The organism is Zobellia galactanivorans, assembly GCF_000973105.1.
GTDB classification, from domain to species: domain Bacteria; phylum Bacteroidota; class Bacteroidia; order Flavobacteriales; family Flavobacteriaceae; genus Zobellia; species Zobellia galactanivorans.
The window spans coordinates 3,495,752-3,515,592 of the sequence record NC_015844.1; the positions used below are offsets into that span (position 1 = coordinate 3,495,752).

At 43.0% G+C, this 19,841-nt stretch carries 19 protein-coding genes and 2 tRNA genes; 9 read left to right on the forward strand and 12 right to left on the reverse strand.

Annotation, left to right across the window (positions count from 1 at the left end):
• Positions 1-8: 8 nt before the first annotated feature.
• From ZOBGAL_RS14210 to ZOBGAL_RS14220, 3 genes are all read right to left on the reverse strand, one after another.
• Positions 9-602: an RNA polymerase sigma factor gene (locus tag ZOBGAL_RS14210; RefSeq protein WP_046287946.1), complete on the reverse strand. Its 594-nt coding sequence runs from the start codon at positions 600-602 to the stop codon at positions 9-11.
• Between the two features lie 598 nt (positions 603-1,200).
• Positions 1,201-2,400 (reverse strand): glycine C-acetyltransferase, encoded by a 1,200-nt coding sequence (kbl, locus tag ZOBGAL_RS14215; RefSeq protein ID WP_013994348.1) that lies wholly within the window; start codon positions 2,398-2,400, stop codon positions 1,201-1,203.
• Positions 2,385-3,359 (reverse strand): NAD-dependent epimerase/dehydratase family protein, encoded by a 975-nt coding sequence (locus ZOBGAL_RS14220; protein ID WP_013994349.1) that lies wholly within the window; start codon positions 3,357-3,359, stop codon positions 2,385-2,387. Before ZOBGAL_RS14220 ends, kbl begins: the two co-directional genes overlap by 16 nt.
• A gap of 165 nt (positions 3,360-3,524) precedes the next feature.
• Between ZOBGAL_RS14220 and ZOBGAL_RS14225 the strand changes: the two genes are divergently transcribed.
• Entirely contained in the window at positions 3,525-3,986 is a 462-nt protein-coding gene (locus tag ZOBGAL_RS14225; RefSeq protein ID WP_013994350.1) for an Lrp/AsnC family transcriptional regulator, read from the forward strand.
• Positions 3,987-4,163: 177 nt separating this feature from the next.
• Here the strand turns inward: ZOBGAL_RS14225 and ZOBGAL_RS14230 are convergent.
• Positions 4,164-4,239 (reverse strand) — tRNA-Lys (locus ZOBGAL_RS14230).
• Positions 4,240-4,335: 96 nt separating this feature from the next.
• A tRNA-Lys gene (locus tag ZOBGAL_RS14235) sits at positions 4,336-4,411 on the reverse strand.
• A 138-nt stretch (positions 4,412-4,549) separates the two neighbouring features.
• Between ZOBGAL_RS14235 and ZOBGAL_RS14240 the strand changes: the two genes are divergently transcribed.
• Entirely contained in the window at positions 4,550-5,065 is a 516-nt protein-coding gene (locus tag ZOBGAL_RS14240; RefSeq protein WP_046287947.1) for a shikimate kinase, read from the forward strand.
• On the opposite strand, the gene ZOBGAL_RS14245 is transcribed toward ZOBGAL_RS14240, so the two are convergent.
• Both ZOBGAL_RS14245 and ZOBGAL_RS14250 read right to left on the reverse strand, forming a co-directional pair.
• On the reverse strand, positions 5,057-5,554 hold the full coding sequence (locus ZOBGAL_RS14245) for a phosphoribosyltransferase family protein (RefSeq protein WP_013994352.1): 498 nt from the start codon (positions 5,552-5,554) through the stop codon (positions 5,057-5,059). The genes ZOBGAL_RS14240 and ZOBGAL_RS14245 overlap by 9 nt on opposite strands.
• A 53-nt stretch (positions 5,555-5,607) precedes the next feature.
• Positions 5,608-6,009 (reverse strand): RNA-binding S4 domain-containing protein, encoded by a 402-nt coding sequence (locus ZOBGAL_RS14250; protein WP_013994353.1) that lies wholly within the window; start codon positions 6,007-6,009, stop codon positions 5,608-5,610.
• An 83-nt stretch (positions 6,010-6,092) separates the two neighbouring features.
• On the opposite strand from ZOBGAL_RS14250, the gene ZOBGAL_RS14255 reads away from it, so the two are divergent.
• Complete coding sequence (locus tag ZOBGAL_RS14255; RefSeq protein WP_148560710.1) at positions 6,093-7,004, forward strand: FKBP-type peptidyl-prolyl cis-trans isomerase; 912 nt, start codon at positions 6,093-6,095, stop codon at positions 7,002-7,004.
• 91 nt (positions 7,005-7,095) lie between these two features.
• Here ZOBGAL_RS14255 and ZOBGAL_RS14260 read toward each other — a convergent pair whose 3' ends face one another.
• The 3 genes from ZOBGAL_RS14260 to ZOBGAL_RS14270 form a co-directional block, all read right to left on the reverse strand.
• Entirely contained in the window at positions 7,096-7,689 is a 594-nt protein-coding gene (locus ZOBGAL_RS14260; protein ID WP_013994355.1) for a porin family protein, read from the reverse strand.
• 47 nt (positions 7,690-7,736) lie between these two features.
• Complete coding sequence (locus ZOBGAL_RS14265; protein WP_013994356.1) at positions 7,737-8,690, reverse strand: transketolase family protein; 954 nt, start codon at positions 8,688-8,690, stop codon at positions 7,737-7,739.
• A gap of 61 nt (positions 8,691-8,751) precedes the next feature.
• Complete coding sequence (locus tag ZOBGAL_RS14270; RefSeq protein ID WP_262507915.1) at positions 8,752-9,627, reverse strand: transketolase; 876 nt, start codon at positions 9,625-9,627, stop codon at positions 8,752-8,754.
• 261 nt (positions 9,628-9,888) lie between these two features.
• Between ZOBGAL_RS14270 and tgt the strand changes: the two genes are divergently transcribed.
• The 6 genes from tgt to ZOBGAL_RS14300 all read left to right on the forward strand — a co-directional run bounded on the left by tgt (position 9,889) and on the right by ZOBGAL_RS14300 (position 17,094).
• On the forward strand, positions 9,889-11,019 hold the full coding sequence (gene tgt / locus ZOBGAL_RS14275) for a tRNA guanosine(34) transglycosylase Tgt (RefSeq protein ID WP_046287948.1): 1,131 nt from the start codon (positions 9,889-9,891) through the stop codon (positions 11,017-11,019).
• Complete coding sequence (locus ZOBGAL_RS14280; RefSeq protein ID WP_013994359.1) at positions 11,019-12,101, forward strand: LptF/LptG family permease; 1,083 nt, start codon at positions 11,019-11,021, stop codon at positions 12,099-12,101. Before tgt ends, ZOBGAL_RS14280 begins: the two co-directional genes overlap by 1 nt.
• A gap of 20 nt (positions 12,102-12,121) precedes the next feature.
• Positions 12,122-13,015 carry a DMT family transporter gene (locus ZOBGAL_RS14285; protein ID WP_013994360.1) on the forward strand — a complete coding sequence of 298 codons (894 nt, stop codon included), beginning with the start codon at positions 12,122-12,124 and terminating at the stop codon, positions 13,013-13,015.
• Positions 13,016-13,063: 48 nt separating this feature from the next.
• Positions 13,064-14,017 carry an acetyl-CoA carboxylase carboxyltransferase subunit alpha gene (locus tag ZOBGAL_RS14290; protein ID WP_013994361.1) on the forward strand — a complete coding sequence of 318 codons (954 nt, stop codon included), beginning with the start codon at positions 13,064-13,066 and terminating at the stop codon, positions 14,015-14,017.
• Positions 14,018-14,172: 155 nt separating this feature from the next.
• A complete protein-coding gene (gene dnaB, locus ZOBGAL_RS14295) occupies positions 14,173-15,720 on the forward strand; it encodes a replicative DNA helicase (protein ID WP_013994362.1) in 1,548 nt (515 codons plus the stop codon).
• Between the two features lie 108 nt (positions 15,721-15,828).
• The gene (locus ZOBGAL_RS14300) at positions 15,829-17,094 is read left to right on the forward strand and encodes a hypothetical protein (RefSeq protein ID WP_013994363.1); all 1,266 of its coding nucleotides are present in this window, start codon (positions 15,829-15,831) and stop codon (positions 17,092-17,094) included.
• Between the two features lie 43 nt (positions 17,095-17,137).
• Here ZOBGAL_RS14300 and ZOBGAL_RS14305 read toward each other — a convergent pair whose 3' ends face one another.
• On the reverse strand, positions 17,138-19,333 hold the full coding sequence (locus tag ZOBGAL_RS14305; RefSeq protein WP_013994364.1) for a PepSY domain-containing protein: 2,196 nt from the start codon (positions 19,331-19,333) through the stop codon (positions 17,138-17,140).
• A gap of 5 nt (positions 19,334-19,338) precedes the next feature.
• On the reverse strand, positions 19,339-19,836 hold the full coding sequence (locus tag ZOBGAL_RS14310; RefSeq protein WP_013994365.1) for a DUF2271 domain-containing protein: 498 nt from the start codon (positions 19,834-19,836) through the stop codon (positions 19,339-19,341).
• Positions 19,837-19,841: the final 5 nt, after the last annotated feature.

The window sequence follows — 19,841 nt, forward strand, 5'->3', positions numbered from 1 at the left end:
GGGAGAGGCTAAAAAAAGTACGGAATTTGCAGCAACATAAAGGTGATACCTCCATACGATTCAAGAAAAATCGAAATACTGCCCAAGGCTTGGCTCATTTGATTTTTGACCGTTTGGGTGGTAATACCTAGTTCCGAACTGATATCTTGATAACTTTTGCCTTCGTTTCTCGACATTTCGAAGATGAGCTTTCTTTTTGGGGGGAGGCTGTTGATGGCTTTTTCTTTGAGCAATTCATACTCGGTGTTGAGCATGTAATTTTCTACTGGGGAGTAGGAAACGGAAGTGTTGTTAAAGACGTGCTGTTTTAATTTTTGGTCTTTTGATGCCTTCACCAAAAAGTCGTAGGCCGTGTTTTTGGCAATTGTGAAGAGAAATGATTTGAAAGATAGTTCGGGTTTAAGTTTAGCTCTCTTTAACCAAACTTTTACGAAGACTTCTTGAACTACCTCTTCGGCATGTTCTTTGGATTTAATCAAACTATAGGCGTACCTATAAATATCTTTGTGGTATTTATTGAAAAGTAATTCATAAGCATGTTCATCTCCTTTTTGGAGTTTTGAAACAAGTTTCTCATCAATATAGATTACTTTTTTGTCCAAGTGATATGTTTCAGTAGCACTACGTTTAGAAAACACAGCAAGTAAAAGTAGTAAAAAATCAATAAAATTTTATCAAATTCATAATTTGAGAGGTGTGAGCTAAATATATGGTAATATTTATGTAAGATTATTCAACAGCCGTGAATATGACGGGGAATGCGGGATGATGAAGTTGACGGCCGTTTAGCGCATTTTAACCTGTTTTGTAGAACTTTCCGTAGGATACAGTGCTTTCTTACACAAATCATTCGTGGCAGATGATATGTACTTGGAACACCTAGCTACTACCTAGGTGTTCTAAAGTAACATTCGACCCTTTTCTTCCTTAAAAAAATAATGTAAATACCCCCGTTTTCTACATATCGGATAAGAGGCCATTCTCATTTAATGGGATACGGAAGCGTTCTGTTTCGGTATTTTGGTGTTCCCGTTGAAAGATATCTGCGGCTTTTTTAATGATTTCCGGGTGTTGTAGAACTAAGCGTATCTTCTACGTTAGGGGGCTTCACCTCTTTTGCTCCATTTATCGTCACCTCAAATATAGGTGCGGTCAGAGCTTGATATAATCCAAGTCCTTGACGAGAATGCATATGATATTTTACACAAGCGTATTCAATACGCCGAGTTCGGTGCCCACTTTGGTAAATGCGGCTATGGCCTTAGCGATTTGCTCTTGCGTGTGCGATGCGGAAAGTTGCACTCGTATACGGGCTTTTTCCTTGGGTACCACGGGATAAAAGAAGGCTATCACGTAAATTCCTTCCTCTAGAAGTTTTGAGGCAAACTGCTGCGCCAACTTCGCGTCGTAAAGCATTACGGGAACAATGGGATGTGTGCCCGGTATGATGTCAAAGCCGGCCTGGGTCATTCCAGCTCGGAATTGCTCCGTATTCTGTCGGAGTTTTTCAATAAGCTCATTGGAGTTTTCCAAATGTTCCAAAACTCTTAAAGAAGCCCCTGCAATGGCCGGGGCAAGGGTGTTGGAGAACAAGTAAGGTCTCGACTTTTGTCGCAATAGGGCTACGATTTCCTTTCTGGCGGCCGTAAAACCTCCCGAGGCCCCTCCCAAGGCTTTTCCATAGGTGCCGGTAATGATGTCTACCTGGTCCATTACACCTTTGTACTCATGGGTTCCTCTTCCGGTTTCCCCAATAAATCCGGTGGCATGGCATTCGTCTACCATTACCATGGCCCCGTATTTCTCGGCCAAGTCACAGATTTTATCTAGTTGGGCAATAGTTCCGTCCATAGAGAAGACCCCATCGGTGACGATAAGTTTTCGTCTTGCGCCGGAGGCTTTTTTTAGTTCCTCCTCAAGGGCCTGCATGTCGTTGTGCTTATAGCGGTGCCTTTGGGCCTTGCATAAGCGTATGCCGTCTATAATGCTGGCGTGGTTCAATTCGTCAGAGATGATGGCATCTTCTTTTGACAGTAGCGGTTCGAATACGCCTCCGTTGGCGTCGAATGCGGCAGCATAAAGGATGCAATCTTCCATACCTAAAAATTCCGCCGTCTTTTGTTCCAGTTCTTTGTGTATGTTCTGGGTCCCGCAGATAAAGCGTACCGATGAAAGTCCGAAACCATAGGTCATCATTGCATCTATACCGGCTTCAATGACATCTGGGTCGGCAGAAAGCCCTAAATAGTTGTTCGCACAAAAGTTGAGGGTATTTGTGTGGTCTTTTGTGTCGATGCAGGCCCCTTGCGGGGTAGTGATGATACGTTCTTTTTTAAATAGTCCGGACGCTTCAAGGGAGTCCAGTTCTTCTTGAAACTGTTGTTTTATATTGTCGTACATGTCTTATAACCTTGTTTAGTGTATTGTTTACTTAATTCCGAAATCATTTCTGCCACAATATCCTTCAATTGAAATTGTGGGCGCCATTTCCAATCTTCGCGGGCTTTACTGTCATCTAATGAATAAGGCCAACTAGCGGCGATGTCTTGTCGGAAATCGGGCTTATAGTCGATTTGAAAATCGGGATAGAACTTTCTGATGGCCTTTGCGACATCCTTGGGTCTAAAACTGGCAGCTTGTAAATTGTAGGAAGTTCGAATGCTGATACAGTTCTTAGGGGCTTCCATAAGTTCAATGGTGGCCCTAATGGCATCGTCCATATAAATCATGGGCAGTGTGGCATCTTCGTGCAGGTAACAATCGAATTTTTGGCCTTGAACGGCCTTGTGGAAAATATCGACGGCATAGTCGGTGGTGCCTCCACCGGGAAGGGATTCATGCCCGATAATGCCAGGGTATCTTAAGGAACGCACGTCCAATCCGTATTTGGTAAAGTAGTAATTGGCCCAGTTTTCGCCCGCAGCCTTGCTTATCCCGTAAACGGTAGAAGGATTCAATGGGGCGTCTTGGGGCGTATCCCATTTTCTGATGTCACCACCGTAAACGGCAATTGAGCTAGGGAAAAATACCTTGTTCAACATATGTTCGGCCGCGACACTTAGAACCGAAAGCAGACTTTTAAGGTTGATTTCCCAAGTGCGAATGGGATCTTCTTCACCCTTGGCCGAAAGAACCGCCGCTAAATGATAGATTTCCGTAATACCGTGGGTAGTGATAATACGCTTGAGACCGGCAGTGTCGGTAGCATCTAAAATTTCATGAACGTTTGGGGAATTAGCTTTATCCCTAAGGTCTGAAGTGATGACCGAATCATTGCCATATCGTTCAATTAGGGCCTTGCTAAGCACGGTCCCTAACTGACCGTTAGCCCCGGTAACCAAAATTTTTTGCTTGCTCATATCTTTATATTAATAAGTATAAAGTTATGTAAACAAGTATTTTTGCCACAATAAAACCTTTAAATACTAAGAAAATAAGTAGTTTTAGCTTTATATTGATAAATATGAAATATATTTTCCTTTATAGAGGTGAATGTATTGAGCTCACCAGTAATTTTAACTGCTATGGAAACGATCGATGAGATAGATTTAAAAATTTTACGGATTTTGCAGGTCGATGCGAAACGGACGGCCAAGGAAATAGCCGAATCGCTCCATATGACGGCTTCTCCGGTCTATGAACGAATAAAGCGCTTGGAGAAAAGGGGCTTTATAAAAAAGTATGTGGCCCTTTTAAACAAAAAACAATTGGGGAAACACGTAAGTGCCATCTGCATGGTTTCATTGCGGTATCACAATGAGGGGTTTATCGATACGTTTGAAAAGCAGATAAAGGAATTAAAGGAGGTGCAAGAGTGTTACCACATGGCAGGCAAGGTAGATTTCTTCCTGAAAATTCATTTGAAAAGCCTTGAGGGCTATCATGAGTTCGTCAGGACCAAACTGTCTAAGATCGATAATATAGGCGTGTTGGAGAGTTATTTTGTGCTGAAGGAGATATCCAATGGAACCGAGTTCGATATCTAAGGTAGGCTCCACAGCGTAAGTAGCGCGGGAGGGAGCCTAGTCGATGGGCGATCGGATTTATTCCACAACAATTTTATAAATTCCGAAACTAAGATTCAGTTTAGGTAAAAACCAAGTCAAAAAAAACCTCGAAAATCATGTGATTTACGAGGTTTTGCTCACGGAGGATATCCGGTGTGGTGACCTGGCTGGGGCTCGAACCCAGGACCCTCTCCTTAAAAGGGAGATGCTCTACCAACTGAGCTACCAGGTCAAAAAAAGTAAAGAACGAAAGCGTATTCTGTTAAAAAAATAAGCTCAGGTGTTTAAATAAAAAAGCCTCTTTATTTTGAAGAGGCTACTATTTATTTGGTGACCTGGCTGGGGCTCGAACCCAGGACCCTCTCCTTAAAAGGGAGATGCTCTACCAACTGAGCTACCAGGTCAAACATATACAGGATTGATTCCCTTAATGCGGGTGCAAATATAAGTCGATTACTTTATTTTCCAAGCCCTTTTTTATATAAATTTAATTTTTTTTGAAATCCCCTGAAAATAAGCCACTTTTGCGCCAAAATAAAATTGTGAAAATAGTATTGTTAGGATATATGGGTAGTGGTAAGAGTACCATTGGTAAAATATTGGCCCATAAAGGAAACTTGGAATTCATAGATCTTGACCATTATATTGAGCAGGCCGAAAATATGTCGGTTTCAGATATCTTTAGAATAAGGGGAGAGCTCTACTTCAGAAAAAAGGAACATCAATACCTGAACGAGGTGCTTGATCAAAAGGAGGGTTTTGTGCTGTCCCTCGGTGGCGGAACCCCCTGTTATGGCGATAATATGAAATCGATTATCGAAAAGACAGAGAATACCTTTTACTTAAAAGTTTCGATTTCTGAATTGACCAAGCGCCTCCTAAAAGAGAAAGACGAACGCCCATTGGTCAAGAATATAGCCGAAGACGAGCTGCCCGAGTTTATCGGTAAGCACCTGTTCGAACGAAACCAATTTTACAGCCAGGCCCACAAGGTCATTACCTGCGATACCAAAGACGTAAAAGATATTGTGGAAGAAATAAAGGTAGCCTTAGTCTAGGTAGACCATGTCGTTCTTGGACTGAAATTTCACGTGTACATGTTCTTGTAAGGAGGTCGATAGGGAAATGCCCTTATAATCGGCTTTTACAGGGTATTTTTTATGGTTTCTGTTGACCAGTACCGCCGTCTTGAGCTGCTTGACAGGGGTTTTTAGAAAATGGTGTACGCCGTAAATGAGCGTGGTACCCGAGTTTAGTACATCGTCGACCAGAACAATGGATTTGTCTTGGTATTCCGATTCCGGGATCGAGGTTTTTACGCCACTTCGCAAGGGGTTCTTTTTGTCCATCATAACCTTACAGAGTGTGATTTCGGCATCGGTGACTTTCTTTAGCACCTTCTGCAGTTTTTTTGCAAAATTGAGTCCCCCGCCATCAATGCCGGCTATGATAATTTCCTTTTCTTCAACATTGGCCTCGTAAATCTGATAGGCAATACGTTCTATTTTATATTGGATCTGCTGGTGCGTAAGTATTTTGTTTTCCATAAACGGGTATTTTCATTTCAAAGATAGCCAACCAAGGGCAAACCTGCCTGTTTTTATTCTTTTTGGACAAAATCGTCGGGAGCGGCTTCCGGGTCGTCTAAGTACTCTTCAATATCGCGACGGTCTTTTTTGGTGGGCCTTCCCGTTCCTTTCTTTCGGTAGTGTTCCTTGGCCTGTTTTAAAAGTTCGTTATGTTCGAAAGCCTCTTTTGGGGTGGTGTCCTTTCTATAAATATCGACCAATTTGGCACCGACCCGGCTTTTCGGGGTGTCCAAAACCGTAAGTTGAAGGTTGATCTGGTCTTTTCGTACTATTATTTTGTCCATAGGGTAGACCTCGCGGGAAGGTTTGACCACTTGGTCGTTAACTTTTACCTGACCTTTTTTACAGGCCGTAGAAGCAATGTTCCGGGTCTTAAAATAACGGGTACTCCACAAGTACTTGTCAATTCGCATAACTATTAAAAATCTTTGTTAAGGCTCTCTACAAAAATAAGGGAAAATTGTATCTTGCCGGCTGTAAAAATGAATTGATGATAATGAATCGAATAGTTGCCTTGTCGGCGTTGGTAGTTGTACTATGGTCTTGTAATAACGATGATGGCGGTGTCACGATAGAACCCCCAAGACCTCTGACCGAGGTTTTGGGTGAAGATGAAGTTAAGATTCAGGAATATCTTAAAACGCATTATTACAATTATGCCGAATTTGAAAATCCATCCGAAGATTTTGATTATAAGATCAAAGTGATGGAAATAGAGGAGGGCGATACCGATGTGATTCCCTTGATCGATCAAGTAGAATCAAAATCGGTAAAAGTGTCGGCCACTACCGAAGAAGGGGAAGAAGAGTTGTCTCACACCTATTACTATTTGGTAGCAAAGGAAGGGGTCGGGGAATCTCCTACAGTAGCGGATTCTACTTTTGTGAAATATGAGGGGACATTATTGGATGGAACACGCTTTGATGGAACGGATAGTTATTCGTGGCAATATCTTCCTCAATTTTTAAGGGGATATGCAGAAGGGGTCTCCCATTTGAATTCTGGTGGAGCGGTTGTGGAGAACGAGGACGGTACCTTTACGATAAGTGATCCGGGAGTGGGAATGGTAATCATGCCTTCGGGTCTGGCTTATTATAATAGTACGCCTAGTGTCTTGATTCCGACTTATTCGCCTTTGGTCTTTACTTTGGAGTTGGGTGTTTTTGTAAAGGATACCGATTATGATGGGGATGGCGTGCCGTCTATCATGGAGGACCTGAACAATGATGGGAACTTGAACAACGATGATACCGATGGTGATGGATTGCCTGATCACCAAGACAGTGATGATGACAATGACGGAACATTGACAAGTGATGAAATTGAAGTGGACGGAGAGGGTAATGTTACTTTTCCTGATGCCGATGGCGATACTGTACCGGATTATCTGGATTCCGATACAAAATAATAAGAAAAGCGATAATTTATTTATCGTCAATATAAAAGAAAGCCCGAAACATGCGTTTCGGGCTTTCTTTTTATGATATCTGTTCCTTTCCTTATAAAGTCAAAGACAAACTAACGATCAGCTGGTCAGGCCTCGCATCTACGCGACTTGGACCTAGCTCGGTTATGTTGGTGTTGATAAAGGTAGCTTCGTTGCTGTTAAAGCCTCTCTCGTACCGGATATCGATACCCAACTTGCCTAAGTCTACACCGGCTCCGATATTGGCGCCTACACTAAAGTCGTTTTCAATATCGTCTATACTGATACCGTCAAATTCGGTATCTAGGATATATTGGAACGAAGGTCCGGCAAATACGTGTAAGGGACCGATAATCTTGATACCTACCAACAAAGGCATGTCTAACTTGCTGATGTCGAACTTGTCTCCGTTGTAATCGGACTTTGTTTTGGTGTACATCAATTCGGGTCTGAAGTAAATACGGCTTATACCGATTTTTCCAAATAATCCCAAATGGTATCCCATGTTTCGGTCAGGGTCTCTGGCCGCATCCCCAATGGATTCAAAATAGTCTCCATTGGCACTGTAGTTCAGGCCGGCTTTTACACCGATTTCAACCAAATCTTTTTGCGAAAATGCAGCGATGCTTACCAAAGCAAAAACCGCTGTAAGGAGTGTTCTTCTCATATGTTCTCGTTTTTAATACCACAACAGTATCAAAAACGATACCATTGTTATTTCCTTTTCAATACCTTTAAAACGGCCTTCTCAATAGCTTTATTGTTTAGTCCGTACTTCTCCATAAGTTGTTCTGGGGTGCCGCTTTCGCCAAAAGTATCTTGCGTTGCAACGAACTCTTGAGGTGCAGGATGCTGTACTGTAAGGGTTCTGGCCACTGTCTCTCCGAGTCCGCCCAAGTAATTGTGCTCTTCGGCAGTTACGATGCAACCTGTTTTTTTAACTGATTTTAACACCGCTTCCTCATCAAAGGGTTTGATGGTGTGGATATTGATAACCTCTGCTGAAATTCCTTGTTCTTCCAGTTTTTCTGCAGCGATCAAAGCTTCCCATACCAAGTGACCTGTGGCAACTATGGTTACATCGGTACCTTCGCTTAGCATTACGGCCTTGCCGATTTCGAATTTTTGGTCGACGGGGGTAAAGTTGGCTACTTTTGGTCGGCCAAAGCGCAAGTATACAGGTCCATCATATTCGGCGATGGCCAAAGTAGCGGCCTTCGTTTGGTTGTAGTCACATGGGTTGATGACCGTCATGCCCGGAAGCATTTTCATCATACCGATGTCCTCTAAAATCTGGTGGGTGGCACCGTCTTCACCAAGGGTTACACCAGCGTGCGAAGCACATATTTTTACATTCTTTCCGGAGTAGGCGATAGACTGACGGATCTGGTCGTAAACCCTACCTGTTGCAAAGTTGGCGAATGTACTGGCAAAAGGAATCTTTCCTCCAATGGTGAGTCCGGCTGCGATACCCATCATGTTGGCTTCGGCTATACCTATTTGAAAGAATCTCTCGGGATTCTCGTCAATAAAAGGCTGTATTTTTAAAGAACCTACCAAATCGGCACAAAGGGCTACTACATTAGGGTTGGTTCTTCCTAACTCGGTCATGGCGTCTCCGTAGCCACTTCTAGTATCGTTTTTTCCTTGATCTATATATTTTGTCATTTTATTCAGTTTTTGTCGTTTCCGAGGCGGAAAGCTAAAATTTTAAGATAGTTTCGGAATTTTAATAATCACCTAAGGTTTCTGGGTTTTGGCTTAAAGCGTTCGCTAATTGCTCGTCGCTAGGTGCTTTACCGTGCCATGCATGGGTGTGCATCATAAAATCTACACCGTTGCCCATCATGGTATCTAGTATGATACATACGGGTTTTCCTTTTCCTGTTCTGCTCTTGGCCTCGTTCAGTCCATTGATTATGGCTTCAAGGTTGTTGCCTTCGGCTACTTCAAGAACATCCCATCCGAAAACTTCGAACTTCTCTTTTAGGTTTCCTAAAGGAAGCACTTCTTCGGTAGGGCCGTCGATCTGCTGTCCGTTCCTATCTATGGTAGAGATCAGGTTGTCAACTTTATTTCCGGCAGCATACATAATGGCTTCCCAGTTTTGGCCTTCCTGTAATTCGCCATCACCGTGAAGACTATAGACCAAATGGTTATCTCCGTTCAATTTCTTGGCTAATGCCGCACCGATCGCTACGGACATTCCTTGACCTAAAGATCCCGATGCTACACGAACCCCTGGTAGGCCTTCGTGGGTAGTCGGGTGTCCTTGAAGACGGGAGTTCAATAAACGGAAGGTATTTAATTCTTCCACGGGAAAGTATCCCTTTCTTGCCAAAACACTGTAAAAAACAGGTGAGATGTGGCCGTTTGAAAGAAAGAAAAGGTCTTCGTCCTTACCGTCCATATCAAAACCTTCTTTAAGGTCCATTACTTCATTGTAAAGCGCGACCAAAAATTCGGTACAGCCCAAAGAACCCCCTGGGTGACCTGAATTTACCTTGTGTACCATGCGTAGAATATCCCTTCGGGTCTGTACTACGATATCTTGTAGTTCGTCTAATTTTGCCATTTGTAAATGTTCGTTTTTAGTAGTTTTCAAATGTAATCGCAATCTTTTGGGAATACAAATCGCACCTTGTTTATTTTTGCCCTCAAATCAAAAAAAGAGTGATAAAAGCAACAGTTGGCAACCTTTTGCGCTAGAGCCGTTTATTTGGACGGAATTTATTGAAAGAGAGAGGCGATGGCGGTGAAAAAGTTAGTTTCGGTAGTCGGAAACCCAGGTTTTGGACAAACTTTATTTTTTCCTTAGGGCTTTTATGCTAGGCAGTTGTTTATCTTTGCGCCCATAAATAATATTTTGAAATTTACCTTACACCATACAGACCCTAAGAGTAAAGCCCGTGCCGGAACCATGGTTACCGATCACGGCGTAATAGAAACCCCTATATTCATGCCGGTAGGTACCGTTGCTTCGGTAAAAAGTGTGCACCAGCGTGAATTGAAGGAAGATATCAATCCCGATATTATTTTGGGAAATACCTATCACCTTTTCCTTCGGCCCAAGACGGAAATTCTAAAGAAGGCCGGGGGACTCCATAAGTTTATGGGGTGGGATAGGAATATCCTTACCGACAGTGGGGGGTATCAAGTGTATTCCCTCTCGGGAAACCGTAAGATAAAGGAAGAAGGGGTGAAGTTCAAGTCGCATATCGACGGTACGACCCATCTTTTTACACCGGAAAACGTGATGGAAATACAGCGTGTTATAGGGGCCGATATTATCATGGCCTTTGACGAATGTACGCCTTATCCATGCGATTATCGCTATGCAGAACGGTCTATGCATATGACCCACAGGTGGCTGGAGCGCTGTATAACGCACTTAAAAAAGACCCCCTTTGAATATGATTATTCACAGGCATTCTTTCCGATAGTACAAGGTTCTACCTATACCGATCTAAGAAAACGCTCGGCCGAGTATATTGCCGGGGTAGGGGCCGAAGGTAATGCTATCGGTGGCCTGTCCGTTGGCGAGCCCGCCGAGGAAATGTATGCCATGACCGAGGTGGTCTGCGAAATATTGCCCGAAGACAAACCAAGATATCTGATGGGGGTAGGTACGCCTATCAATATTTTGGAGAACATTGCCTTGGGGATCGATATGTTCGATTGTGTAATGCCTACGCGAAATGCGCGAAACGGAATGTTGTTTACGGCCCATGGAACGATTAATATAAAGAACAAAAAATGGGAGGACGATTTTTCTCCCGTTGATGAAATGGGGATCACCTTTGTCGACCTCGAATATTCAAAGGCCTATTTGCGCCATTTGTTCGTGGCCAAGGAGTATTTGGGCAAGCAAATTGCCACCATTCACAACCTAGGATTCTATCTTTGGTTGGTTCGTGAAGCTCGAAAGCATATTTTAGCGGGGGATTTTACCGAATGGAAAGACCGTATGGTGAAACAAATGGATAAACGATTGTAGTGCTTACAATATTAGATAAATATATACTTAAGCGATATTTGGTCACTTTTTCGGTGATGATCTTGCTATTCATCCCTATCGGTATCATGGCCCATTTGGCCGAACAGATAGGAAAAATGCAGGCCAACGAGGCCCCATTGGATGAGATACTTGTCTATTTTGGAAATTTTACGATCTACATCGGGAGCCTACTGTTTCCAATTTTTCTTTTTCTATCCATTATTTTCTTTACCTCCAAACTAGCGAGTAATACGGAAATCGTTGCCATTTTGAGTTCAGGGGTTTCCTATTCCAGGTTTTTGAGGCCCTATATTATTGGGGCATCCATCATAGCCATTATCATGTTTATCATGGGGATGTTTGTTGTACCCAATGCCAGTAAGGGCTTCAATGAATTCAAATACAAGTATTTGAAAAAGGGAAAACAAGACCGGGTGACCAACAATATCTTTACGCAATTGAATGCAAATGACTTCATTTACGTAAGTAGCTTTGACCCTGCGCGCCAAATCGGCTATAATTTTACCTTTGAACGTTTTGATAAAGAGAACCAATTGAAGTTCAAAATATCGGCGGCCAATATCAGATGGGTGGAAAAAGACAGTGTCTACCGCCTCACCACGTATAAAAAGCGAAAAATCTATAACGATACGGCCTTAGTGGAGACCAAGCGCCGTCTAGACACGCTTTTTGCCTTTAATATAAGTGACCTTACGCCCGTGTCCTATGCCGCGGAAACCAAGAATATTTTTGAGCTCAATCGCTTTATCAAAGATCAGAAACTCAAAGGGGCTTCCAATATCAATGCCTACGTTCTGGTGAAATATAAGAGATGGGCCTTGCCGATAACGGCCTTTATCCTGACCATTATAGCAGTGGCCGTTTCCTCGGTAAAACGAAGGGGAGGTATGGGGATCAATCTGGCCTTTGGTATTATAGTGGCCTTTGTGTTCGTTTTCTTTGACAAGGTTTTTGGAACACTTGCCGAACAATCGGGTTTTTCTCCCCTGTTGGCAGTATTGATCCCGAACATGCTTTTTGGTATTCTCGCGGTGGTATTGCTGCAGAGGGCCAAACGATAATACGATAGCTATAAAAAGGCATGGGGGCACAGCTGAAGAATTACCTGCATTTACATTTTATTGTCTTTATCTGGGGCTTTACCGCGGTTTTGGGCAAGCTCATTACCCTTGATGCCATGCCTTTGGTGTGGTACCGTATGCTTATGGCGGCGGTGCTGATATTCTTCTACCTGTTCGCTAAGCGGTATTCCTTAAAGGTGAGTCCTAAAATGCTTCTGGCCTTGATAGGTGCGGGAATTGTAATCGCCCTGCATTGGGTCACCTTCTTTATGGCCATAAAGGTGTCGAATGTTTCCATAGCATTGGCCACGATGTCTACGGGTGCCTTTTTTACGGCCTTGATTGAACCGTTTTGGTATAAGCGAAAAATGATATGGTATGAGGTCGTATTCGGTATCGTGGTGATGTTGGGCCTTTATATGATCTTTAAGGTCGATACCCAATATCTTTACGGTATTATGATCGCCCTTGTGTCATCCTTTCTTTCGGCCCTATTTTCAATGATCAACGGAAAGTTGATCCAGAAAGAGAGGCCTTCGGTCATTTCTTTTTACGAGCTATTGAGCGGGGTGGGCCTGCTCAGTATTTTTTTGGCCTTTCAAGGAAGTTTTAATGCCCAATTTTTTCAATTGTCATCCGATGATTTATTGTATCTGTTCATTTTGGCGTCAGTGTGTACGGCTTATGCATTTATTGCTTCGGTGAAGATTTTAAAGTTTATAAGTCCTTATACCGTAATGCTTACCATTAATCTAGAGCCGGTCTACGGTATCGTTTTGGCCTTTTTGATTTTAGGGGATTCGGAAAAAATGAACCCCCTGTTCTATTTGGGCGGAGGCATTATCTTGTTGACGGTTCTGGCCAATGGGATATTGAAAAATCGGAGAAGGTTTAAAAAACCCTTCAAGGGATAAGCTTAAAGTTCTATATTTGCCTATCAAACTAAACCTATTACACTACTAATGGAATATCTCGATTTTGAACTCCCGATAAAAGAGCTTGAAGAGCAGTTGGACAAATGCATGATTATCGGACAAGAAAGCGATGTTGATGTATCGGAAACCTGTAAGCAGATTGAAAAGAAACTGGCCGATACCCGAAAGGAAATCTACAAGAACCTTACCGCTTGGCAGAGGGTTCAGTTGTCAAGACATCCCAATAGACCTTATACCTTGGATTATATCAATGCCATTTGTGGCGATACGTTTTTAGAGCTCCATGGCGATAGAAATGTAAAGGACGATAAGGCAATGATAGGGGGCTTGGGTAAAATCGGCGATCAGAGTTTTATGTTCATCGGTCAACAGAAAGGATACAATACCAAGACCAGGCAATACCGGAATTTCGGTATGGCAAACCCTGAGGGGTATCGCAAAGCCTTGCGCTTAATGAAATCTGCCGAAAAATTCAATATACCTGTCGTATGCTTTATCGATACACCTGGTGGTGCTGCCGGTATTGAGGCGGAAGAGCGTGGTCAAGGCGAGGCGATAGCCCGTAATATACTTGAAATGACGCGTTTAAAGGTGCCCATTATAGTGGTCATTATTGGTGAAGGAGCCTCTGGTGGCGCCTTGGGCATAGGAGTAGGCGATAGGGTCCTTATGTTGGAAAACACTTGGTATTCCGTAATTTCACCCGAATCATGTTCTTCCATTCTTTGGAGAAGTTGGGAGTATAAGGAAGTAGCTGCCGAAGCATTGAAGCTTACCGCTACCGATATGAAAAAATTGAAATTGATCGACGAAATTGTCCGTGAGCCCGCGGGTGGAGCCCATGCCAATCGTGAAAAGACTTTTGAAGTCGTCAAGAATAAAATTGTGGCCCAATTTGAGGTGTTGGAAAAGTTATCCCCAAAAGAATTGGTCAGAACCCGAATGGATAAGTACGCTCAAATGGGTGTTTTTAACGGTTAACGGGCACATTTCACAAGCCGGTCAAAATCTGAAGGAAACTTTCTTCAGATTTTTTTTGTTATCAACATAAAATCGTAACTTATTAACAGGGCAATGTTCATTACCTGTGAATTATACTTCATTTTTTTAGTCACTTAATTGCATATTTTCGTACAATGGAAAAAATTAATCCGGTCATAGGTCGCAAAATTGATAAATCTACCTTGATCAACTTGGAGCGAGGTAAGATACCGCCACAATCTGTTGATTTAGAAGAGGTTGTGCTCGGTGCTATGATGATTGATAAAAAGGGCGTAGATGAAGTTATTGATATTCTACATCCTGATGTTTTCTACAAAGATGCCCATAGGTACATCTATGAGGCCATCTTTAAGTTGTTTGAAAGTTCGGAACCGGTCGATTTATTAACCGTTTCGTCACAATTGAAGAAAGATGGTCGTTTAGAGGCCGTAGGGGGTGATTTCTACCTTATAAAATTGACGCAAAAAGTAGCTTCTTCGGCGCATATCGAGTTTCATGCACGAATCATCCTTCAGAAGTTTATACAGCGTAGCCTTATTAAAATCTCCAACGAAATCATTGAAGAGGCCTATGATGAGTCTACCGATGTTTTCGATTTATTGGACAGTGCGGAATCTAAGCTTTACGACGTTACCCAAGGCAACCTAAAGCGTTCTGCCGAAACCGCTATGGATTTGGTAATTCAGGCGAAGAAAAAAATTGAGGAGATTTCCAACAAAGAAGGTATGAGCGGTATCGCTACCGGATTTGATAAACTCGATAAACTGACTTCGGGTTGGCAGCCCAGTGATTTGATCATTGTAGCGGCACGTCCCGGTATGGGTAAAACGGCCCTTACCTTGTCTATGGCGAGGAATATTGCGGTAGACGGTGGTCAAGCCGTTGCGTTTTTCTCTTGTGAGATGTCTTCCGTACAGTTGATCACCCGTCTTATTTCTTCGGAAACAGGACTCTCATCGGAAAAATTGAGGACAGGAAAGCTGGAGAAGCATGAATGGGAACAGTTGAACGTAAAAGTAAAGGCGCTTGAAAAGGCCCCCTTGTTTATCGATGATACCCCGTCTTTGTCCATTTTCGATTTACGGGCCAAGGCGAGACGTCTGGCTTCGCAGCATGATATCAAGATCATTATAATTGACTACTTACAGCTAATGACGGCCGGTGGTACCGGAAAGGGAGGCAACCGTGAACAGGAAATCTCGACCATTTCGCGTAACCTCAAGGCCTTGGCAAAAGAATTGAACATACCGGTTATTGCACTGTCACAGCTATCCCGTGCGGTTGAAACCCGTGGGGGCAGTAAAAGACCCTTGCTTTCCGATTTACGTGAATCGGGTGCGATCGAGCAGGATGCGGATATTGTATCCTTTATTTTCCGTCCCGAATACTACAAAATCGATGAATGGGACGATGAGGAACGAAGCCCGACACAAGGACAGGCGGAATTTATCGTGGCCAAACACCGTAACGGTGGACTTGAGAACATTCGTCTGAAGTTTATCGGTAATCTCGGTAAGTTCGATAACCTTGATGACTTTGATTCTCCCTTTGAGTTTCAGTCTAAAATGAACGAGAACGAAGACAATCCGTTCATTACAAAGAACCTGCCCGATGCCAATCAGGCTTTCGGTAGTTCTATGAACGACTTGAACCCGGATGACGATAACGATGTTCCGTTTTAAGGCCTGAATTGAAGATCTTTCAACAAGTTTTTTCATAGCTTTAACTTGGGCGGTCATAAAAAGCGCACTTTTTCAAGTATCTTTAGAAAAAATCAAAGTGCTAGAAATATGGTAAAATCGCTTTTGTCTACTCTTTTTATCTTGGTAGGTGTTTTGCAGGTTTCCGCTTCTGCCATTCTGATCCCTATGGATGCCGAAGGGCAGAAAGACCACCTCAAGGCATACGGTATCACCTATTGGGTGCTTTCCAAACAGCAGAAGGTGCAATGGCTCCTAAATTATAGGGGAGGTTCTTTTTTGTTGCCCGATGGGGAAGTCATTAGAAAGGAATGTCAGATACGCGGGGTTTCCTTCGAAATTTTGTCCGATAGTCAAACCGAAGGGATACTGAACGAAATAAGTAGTCCTTCCAAAAATCAAGATGCGGTCATATTGGAGAAGGCCCCTAAGATTGCTGTCTATAGCCCTAAGGGAAACCAACCTTGGGACGACGCGGTGACCATGGTCTTGACCTATGCCGAAATTCCCTATGTAACGGTCTATGATGAAGAGGTGCTAGGTGATAAACTGGCGCTCTACGATTGGCTGCATTTGCATCACGAAGATTTTACCGGCCAGTACGGCAAGTTTTACGGAGCTTATCGGGCGGCACCTTGGTATATAGAACAAAAGAAGGAGGCCGAGGCCCTGGCCGAACGAATGGGGTTTTCTAAAGTTTCCGAAGAGAAAAGCGCCGTAGCCGAAAAGATTAGGGCGTATGTTATCGGGGGAGGCTTTATGTTCGCCATGTGTTCGGCTACCGATAGTTTTGATATAGCCCTTTCCGCCAAGGGAGTGGATATTTGTGAACCTATGTTCGACAATGATCCTAGCGATGCAAACTATCAAAGCAAATTGAATTTTGATAGAACTTTTGCATTTACCGATTTTACACTGGAGCGCAATCCCTTGAAATACGAATTTTCATCCATAGATATGACCAGTAAGAGAGGCAATGTATCTAAGGAATACGATTATTTTTCCTTAATGGACTTCTCCGCAAAATGGGATGCCGTACCCACCATGCTCTGTCAAAACCACACCGCCTTGGTCAAAGGTTTTATGGGGCAGACCACCTCGTTTACGAGGGAAGAGATCAAACCGACCGTTTTGGTGCTTGGAGAAAACAAACAAAATGGCGAAGCCCGTTACATTCATGGTGTAAAAGGAAAAGGTTTCTTTACCTTCTACGGTGGGCATGACCCGGAAGACTACCAACATAGGGTGGGAGACCCGAAAACGGAACTGGAACTACACCCCAATTCTCCCGGGTATCGTTTGATATTGAACAATGTATTGTTTCCGGCAGCTAGAAAAAAGAAGCAAAAGACCTAAACCGAATAGACCCCTTCGTGTTCGTGGATTCAACTTCCGCGGATCAATAACAATCCATTTTGATCTGCTTGCGGTTTTGGTAATGACTGAGGTCTTTGCCCAAGTATTCATGGCTTAGCAGTTGCAGTTCTTCCAGTACTTCTTTTTGCATGGCTATAGATCCACAGATCATAATGCATCCTTTGTTTTTTAAGACGTCTAAAAACAAATCCTTATCTCGTTGGATTAAGTTTTGAACGTATATTTTTTCAGCTTGTTGACGGGAATAGGCCGCTTTAAAATCGGTTAATTTACCTTCTCGCATGGCCTCTTCGATATAATCTTTATAGAGGTTGAACGAATCTTTTGTTCTCGCTCCCCAATACAAATGGATTTCTCTTTTTTTAATATTCTCCTGTATCATTCCAAGAAAAGGACCAATGCCGGTGCCTGTGGCGATAAACACGGTTTTTTTGGCGTGCTTTGGAAAATGGAAATTCCTATTGTTTACTACGGTAGCGGTGAGTTTTTCGCCTTGCGTCAGTTGATGCAGGTAGTTGGAACATAGGCCCTTGTCGTGTCTTCGGATGCTGATTACCAGTGTGTCGGTATTTACCTTGCCAATGGAATATAAGCGCTCACGGGCCCCTTCGCTGGGTACTACCGATAACAGGTCACCTGAAACAGGTCTTGATCCATTCAGGTTTTTAAGGCTTAAAAGGAAGGTGTCCTCTTCGGGAAGTTCGGCTTTCTGGATGACCTTAAAGGTAGATGCCGGTTTTGAACTGCTGAACAACTTCGGTTTTTCCAGATGAATGGATAGTCCCATTTTCTTTGACCAGGCCATAGACCAATTATTGAAAGATTCAAAAGATTGGTCGTTAACCGTAAAGACCTCGTGTAGGGCCGTACTGGTATCGGAGGCCTCTAAAGTGGTATGGGTTTCGTAGGCAAATTGACAGAAGTGGGGGTAGGCCGTCGAACCAAAGCCTACGACACTAAAATCAAAAGCTTGCTTCTGTCGCTGTTTTTTGACCAGTTGTATAAACTTATCTGCCGATGCCGGGGCTTCCCCTTGTCCGTACGTGGCCGTAATAACGACCAAATGCTCCATTTTTTTGAAAAGGGAGTATTGGTTCATCAGGGCGAGATGGCTTTTCTTTCCTATGGATAATAGTTGTTTGTGTAATTCTTGGGCGAATTCAAGCGTGGTACCACCTTCCGTGCCTACCAAGACAATATATTCACTTTCGTGTTTTGAATAGACATTTTTAATCTTGGTTTTAGGCCTTTTGAAGTATACGATAAAGCCCGTTACCGTTAAAAAGGGAATGGCCAAGCTTCCGAAGCCGAGTACTATGGACCAAATGATGCTTCCTTCTCCCGTATGTAAAACCCTGGCCCATGACGACATGAGCTGTAGGCTAGGGTATTTTTCTTCGGCAAGAACCTCCCCGGTAACTTGGTTGAGGTATACTTCCCTGTCCTTTAACTGAACGATATAGTAGTCTTCTACAAATTCCGAAAAGGGATATTCCAATTCAAGAAGCTCGGATAGGGGCGTGTTTTTGAACAGCTCGAATTGCGTGAATTCTCTTATAGGTTCCTCTTGAATGGAATCAAAATCGACTTGCAATGAGACTTTGGAATCGGGTATAACATCAAAACGAAGCAAGGAAAGGTATACTCCCGTTAGGGCTAATACCAAAAGCGGAATTAGGGTCCATCTTGCATATACAACATGGTGGTATTGGGAAAAGTTCTCGCGAACAACAGGCGCAAAGAATTGCTTGTAGCCCCCTTGTCTCTTTGCAATGAGCACTATGCCCGAAATACTGATGAGAATGAGTAGAAAAGAGGCGAAGCCAATGAGGAAACGTCCCGTGGATTTCAAAAAGAGAGAGCGGTGGAGGTTGGTGGCAAATTGAAAGAAGGACTTTTTTTGAATAAGGCTCCCCAATCTTTCACCAGTAAATGGATCGATGTAAAACTCATCGTTCTTTCCATCTACGATAGCCGTGGCGCTAACAAAACCGTTTCGGTCACGCTTTACGGCCAATACTTCATCATATTTTTTATTGATATGCTCTAGGGTTTCGGCCAATGAAAGTTCATCGGCCCCAGAAACACTGTAGGGTTCAATTTTATCCAAAATTGGTTCTACGGCAAGAATAACACCGGTAACCGATGCGATCAACAGAAAAATGGAAGAGGCAACGGCAAATACCAAATGGCTATACCTCCATACCGATACAATCATAAAAACTATCTATTAGGTACCATTCTAATATAACGGATGTAGCCCTTGCCGTTTACTTTATCCTTTATGGTGGCCGAGTTCAATTCAATTTCCGCATCTACGGTGTAATATTCTTGGTTTTCTACGGCGGACTCAAAACGAACTTTATAACCAGCGTCCATGTGCGAAGCGTTAAAGCCTAAAGAAATAACGTTTCGCTCACCGTTTCCAATTGTAGCACCTGAAAGGGCATCTACATTTTCACCGGAACCATCGCTGAAGTTCCACCAGTTTTTTAAATCGGGAAACCATTCCTTATCGTCACCTTGAATGTATAGGGTCTTTTCGTATTTCCCTTCAGGATTGATCAACGAAACCACGACATAGGCCTTTTCGCCCGTGTAGTTGGTCATTTGAATCATACATTTGTAACGTACTTCCGGTTCCTTAATAAAAGAAGACAATACAAAGATTGCGGATACCAAACCTAGGGCTCCAATGGCCTTTATTACAATATTTTTCATGGAAT

Coding starts and splice junctions, on each gene's coding strand:
- kbl (WP_013994348.1), bottom strand. CDS start 2,400: ATGTACGACAATATAAAACAACAGTTTCAAGAAGAACTGGACTCCCTT.
- ZOBGAL_RS14220 (WP_013994349.1), bottom strand. CDS start 3,359: ATGAGCAAGCAAAAAATTTTGGTTACCGGGGCTAACGGTCAGTTAGGG.
- ZOBGAL_RS14225 (WP_013994350.1), top strand. CDS start 3,525: ATGGAAACGATCGATGAGATAGATTTAAAAATTTTACGGATTTTGCAG.
- ZOBGAL_RS14245 (WP_013994352.1), bottom strand. CDS start 5,554: ATGGAAAACAAAATACTTACGCACCAGCAGATCCAATATAAAATAGAA.
- ZOBGAL_RS14250 (WP_013994353.1), bottom strand. CDS start 6,009: ATGCGAATTGACAAGTACTTGTGGAGTACCCGTTATTTTAAGACCCGG.
- ZOBGAL_RS14255 (WP_148560710.1), top strand. CDS start 6,093: ATGAATCGAATAGTTGCCTTGTCGGCGTTGGTAGTTGTACTATGGTCT.
- ZOBGAL_RS14260 (WP_013994355.1), bottom strand. CDS start 7,689: ATGAGAAGAACACTCCTTACAGCGGTTTTTGCTTTGGTAAGCATCGCT.
- ZOBGAL_RS14265 (WP_013994356.1), bottom strand. CDS start 8,690: ATGACAAAATATATAGATCAAGGAAAAAACGATACTAGAAGTGGCTAC.
- ZOBGAL_RS14285 (WP_013994360.1), top strand. CDS start 12,122: ATGGGGGCACAGCTGAAGAATTACCTGCATTTACATTTTATTGTCTTT.
- ZOBGAL_RS14290 (WP_013994361.1), top strand. CDS start 13,064: ATGGAATATCTCGATTTTGAACTCCCGATAAAAGAGCTTGAAGAGCAG.
- dnaB (WP_013994362.1), top strand. CDS start 14,173: ATGGAAAAAATTAATCCGGTCATAGGTCGCAAAATTGATAAATCTACC.
- ZOBGAL_RS14300 (WP_013994363.1), top strand. CDS start 15,829: ATGGTAAAATCGCTTTTGTCTACTCTTTTTATCTTGGTAGGTGTTTTG.
- ZOBGAL_RS14305 (WP_013994364.1), bottom strand. CDS start 19,333: ATGATTGTATCGGTATGGAGGTATAGCCATTTGGTATTTGCCGTTGCC.
- ZOBGAL_RS14310 (WP_013994365.1), bottom strand. CDS start 19,836: ATGAAAAATATTGTAATAAAGGCCATTGGAGCCCTAGGTTTGGTATCC.